The sequence below is a fragment of the Shewanella sp. S1-49-MNA-CIBAN-0167 genome, from assembly GCF_040310145.1.
Taxonomy (GTDB): Bacteria; Pseudomonadota; Gammaproteobacteria; order Enterobacterales; family Shewanellaceae; genus Shewanella; species Shewanella psychromarinicola.
Genome location: NZ_JBEOPO010000079.1, coordinates 1 through 3765, shown reverse-complemented (window position 1 = coordinate 3765; position 3765 = coordinate 1). Strand labels below are relative to the sequence as shown.

Annotated in this window: 3 protein-coding genes; 1 reads left to right on the top strand and 2 read right to left on the bottom strand. The window is 42.8% G+C overall.

Features of this window, described 5'->3' with window-relative positions; all coding sequences use genetic code 11:
- Positions 1-733: 733 nt before the first annotated feature.
- Positions 734-2605 carry a methyl-accepting chemotaxis protein gene (locus tag AAEZ00_RS20355; protein ID WP_124013606.1) on the bottom strand — a complete coding sequence of 624 codons (1872 nt, stop codon included), beginning with the start codon at positions 2603-2605 and terminating at the stop codon, positions 734-736.
- Between the two features lie 338 nt (positions 2606-2943).
- Positions 2944-3207: a LexA family protein gene (locus tag AAEZ00_RS20350; RefSeq protein ID WP_233768497.1), complete on the bottom strand. Its 264-nt coding sequence runs from the start codon at positions 3205-3207 to the stop codon at positions 2944-2946.
- A gap of 52 nt (positions 3208-3259) precedes the next feature.
- Here AAEZ00_RS20350 and AAEZ00_RS20345 point away from each other — a divergent pair, with 52 nt between their 5' ends.
- Positions 3260-3748 (top strand): helix-turn-helix domain-containing protein, encoded by a 489-nt coding sequence (locus AAEZ00_RS20345; RefSeq protein WP_124013605.1) that lies wholly within the window; start codon positions 3260-3262, stop codon positions 3746-3748.
- The last annotated feature ends 17 nt before the right edge of the window (positions 3749-3765 follow it).

Sequence of the window (3765 nt, the reverse complement as noted above, 5' to 3'; positions counted from 1 at the left end):
ATAAGACGCCACATCAGAAATATAATGAGTTAAAAAAAGCGGCTTAAAATCTCTCCAGAAATACTTGACCATTACAGATGAGCCTTTTTCCGTTGTAAGGAATTTTTGAGCCCTAGGTTCCTATTTTTAACAACACCCTCCATCCGCCACATTTCTGTTTGGCGAAAGAGCATAGACGTGAATTCGGTCATTTCTTTTTAAAAAGCAAAAACAAGCGCGGTGCGCTCAGTCAACGTAGCCTGAGTAGTATAGACGGCTCAATATTCCCGCAGAAAACGGGCTTAACATAAGCAAAGATTTTGATTACTTTTTTTTACGGCAAGCTAGGGTCATAGCAAGCCCTGAGTCAATATTGTCAACATCAGGGGTGTAAAGGCGGCAAAGCGTTCCGTGTTGGCAAACACAGGCTATATGACTAAGCGTTTAAAGCTTATTCTTTGTGGCATATCTTTATCGATAATATGAAACAGTTTGAAGCCTGTGGGCATATAGTAGCCCAGCCGTCGGCTGTGCCGATCTAGCATTATCTATAGCAATATTATATGGACATAAAAATTATCGTGTTAGCCGATTACTAAGGGGCGTTAGGCTATGATGATTGAGTTTTATTGTGGTAAATCTTTGAGGCAAAGCTAACTCACTTTTACCTCAAAAGACTTATCCAGGTATTAACTGGCATTAGGCAGGATGTTCTTGCTTAGTAATAAGCCTGCACTAGGCCAATAACGCAGGCTTACAAAATGAAGGTGGCGACTTTCTTGCTCAAATCTGTTGCACGGTCTTTGAGCATTTTAGCTTGGTTTAGATGGGTCATAGCCGATGAGGTGATCTGATCGGTGACATCTTTTATCGCGACTGTATTCTTCGTTATTTCGCTCGTCACCTGTGTTTGCTCTTCTGCTGCGATGGCAATTTGTCCCGCCATGTCAGAAATCACATTCACCGCTTGGGTGATCTCTTCGATAGCTTGTGCTGCAGCGTTAACATCATCAACACTGTTACTCGCCAATCCCTTGCTACTATCCATCAAGTTAACTGCTTGTTTCGTGGTATTTTGCAAGGTTTCGATAGTGGTATAAATCTCTGCGGTAGAGTCTTGAGTTCGGTGTGATAACACTCGCACTTCATCTGCAACCACGGCAAAACCTCGACCTTGCTCACCAGCACGTGCAGCTTCAATGGCCGCATTTAATGCCAATAAGTTAGTTTGCTCTGCAATCCCCTGAATCGTAGTTAAAATGCCAGAAATTGCTTGTGCATGAACGCTTAATTCACCCATCACTGTCGTGTTTTCATCAACTTCCAATGCTAATGAATTAATGGTGGTGCGGGTTTTATCGACCAAAGCTTTACCTTGAGTACTGCTTTGGGCTGATTGCTGCGCCGCCGCGGCAGTACTTTCAGCATTAGTAGCAATTTCCTGAGTTGCGCTCGACATTTCGGTAACTGCAGTGGCAACCATTGCCACTTCTTGTTGTTGGCGTTGTAGTTCATCGACACTAGATTGGTTTGTGAGCAGACTCTGCTCTGCATCTAAATTCAGTTCGGTCGCCAGTTGACGAATATGGCTGATCAGTTGATGTTGACTGCTCACAAAGCGGTTAAAGCTGTCTGCTAGCACGCCGACTTCATCTTGACTGTCGACTGTGATGCGTTGGGTTAAATCACCATTGCCGTCAGCGATGCGTGATAAGGCTTGAGACACTCGGCTTAATGGCCCAAGTAACAGGCTTAATAACCATGAAATCGCTAGCACACTGATAATTAATACTAATATAGCCAGCCCTAATTGGGTTAACATTAAACTGGTCAGTGGTGCTTCTAGAGTTAGTTTGTCGAGTACAAAAACGAGTTGCCAATCGGTGTTAGGGATCTCAACACCCCATAGCAGTTTATCTCGGCCTTCAGAGTCAAAATAAGCTGAAGCAAATTGACCTGACTGGCGGCTCGATTGGATTAATTGACTGTTTAGCTGAGCGTCAATATCGGTAACTTTGCCCATCAATTTACTTGAATCTTTATAGGCAATTACGGTACCGTCTTTATGCATCATGATGGCATAGCCGTTGGCTGGCAGCGACATTTCGTTGACGCTATCCACTAAACTGGCAATCGATAAATCACCACCGACAACGCCATTGCGGGTCGGTTGAGCCATAGTGACGATCGGTACTTTAATGGCCACACCCATGTAAGGCTTGGTCATAATTGGCCCGCCTGCTTGTTGCGTTTGACGGTACCAAGGACGGGATCTAGGATCGTAGCCGGTACGATCAATGCTCGGATCTGCGTCGACCATGACGCCATTGCTGTTACCGAAATAGGCCAGCTGAAAATCGCCGGAGATTTGTGCTTGCTGCAAGGCATTGAGCGCATCACCTTCGACCTTAGTGGCGACAGAAGAGATGACTCGTTGGCGATCAGCCAACCATTCTCCAATTCGCATCGCTTGTTGTTTACCAGATTGGTTTACCTGATCAACACTACTTTGCAGTAACAAGGTTTTTTGGGTGGAATAGCTGTGCCACGATAGCAGTCCAATGACAACCGCAAGGGCGAGGACAACCGATAACAATATCTTTTTCTTTAGTGAATATGACTTCATATTGAGTGCTAATACTGTTGTTGAATTAAATTGAAAAACGGAAATAAATACAGCCATTTGGTAGCTGAATTTAGAATGTGAATGGAGATGGAGAACCATCTGAATCGTGTAATTATTTTCGCATACATAATAAAAAAACGAAATAAAAGTCAATGATTTACAGTGTAACCTTGATCTGTGTAGCGATTAATCAATATGATTGACTAATTAAGAATATTTATTTGTAGTTGAAATATCAGCCAATGTAAAACCCCGCAACTATATAAATCTCACTTGTAATATCCTTGTTTGAAATCGTTACATCTAGTACCGTTTCAATTTAGTTTTGATCGATTGAGTTACCATTCCAGTGGTAGCTCATCGGTTTTTATTAACACTTTCAAAGAACGACTTTCTCTCGGGGTTCTGCTGATCAATTCGTCTGTTTCTAACTTCAAAATTGTCTGATGAACCGTAGGAGCTGAAACACCAAAGTACTTCTGGATATCAGCCTGAGCTGGCGGATAACCGTTCACTTTGCTGTAATAATAAATAAAAGCGAGGTATTGGCCTTGCTTCACGCTAAATGCGGGGTTAATGTTTTTCTCTGTGGGGATCGACATTCTCAAGGCTTTGTGATCAATTATCGTCTTTGATGGTTGAGAGTATCATGCCATGAATATCACTTACCTTGTAGAGTTGACCCAAGAAGAACTGCACTCCTTAAAGATTTTACTAAGCAAAGGCATACACAATGCTCGCTTGTTAAAACGAGCCAACATTCTGTTGCTTGCAAACGAACATAAACACAGTAATAAAGACATCGTTGAGTTACTCAATACCAGTACCTCAACGATTTACCGAACAAAAAAACGGTTCGTTGAAGACGGACTGGAAGCTGCACTCGCCGAAGGGAAACGAACAGGGCAACCCAAATTACTCTCAGCCAATGAAGATGCTAAATTGATCAGCATTGCTTGTAGCGAGCCACCAGATGACCGCGTTCGCTGGACATTAGCGCTCATCGCAGACAAATTAATTACGCTGACAGAACTTGAAAGCGTATCGCTGGAAACGGTCCGTCAACGACTGAAACACAATGAATTACATGCCTATGCATCTGAGTCAGTTTTGGCCTATTCTTATAGTATAAATCAAGACTAGAAGTGAGATTTGCTATG

What these genes read in the sequence shown, in the direction of transcription:
- AAEZ00_RS20355 (WP_124013606.1), bottom strand. Translation starts at nt 2,605, where the DNA reads ATGAAGTCATATTCACTAAAGAAAAAGATATTGTTATCGGTTGTCCTC.
- AAEZ00_RS20350 (WP_233768497.1), bottom strand. Translation starts at nt 3,207, where the DNA reads ATGTCGATCCCCACAGAGAAAAACATTAACCCCGCATTTAGCGTGAAG.
- AAEZ00_RS20345 (WP_124013605.1), top strand. Translation starts at nt 3,260, where the DNA reads ATGAATATCACTTACCTTGTAGAGTTGACCCAAGAAGAACTGCACTCC.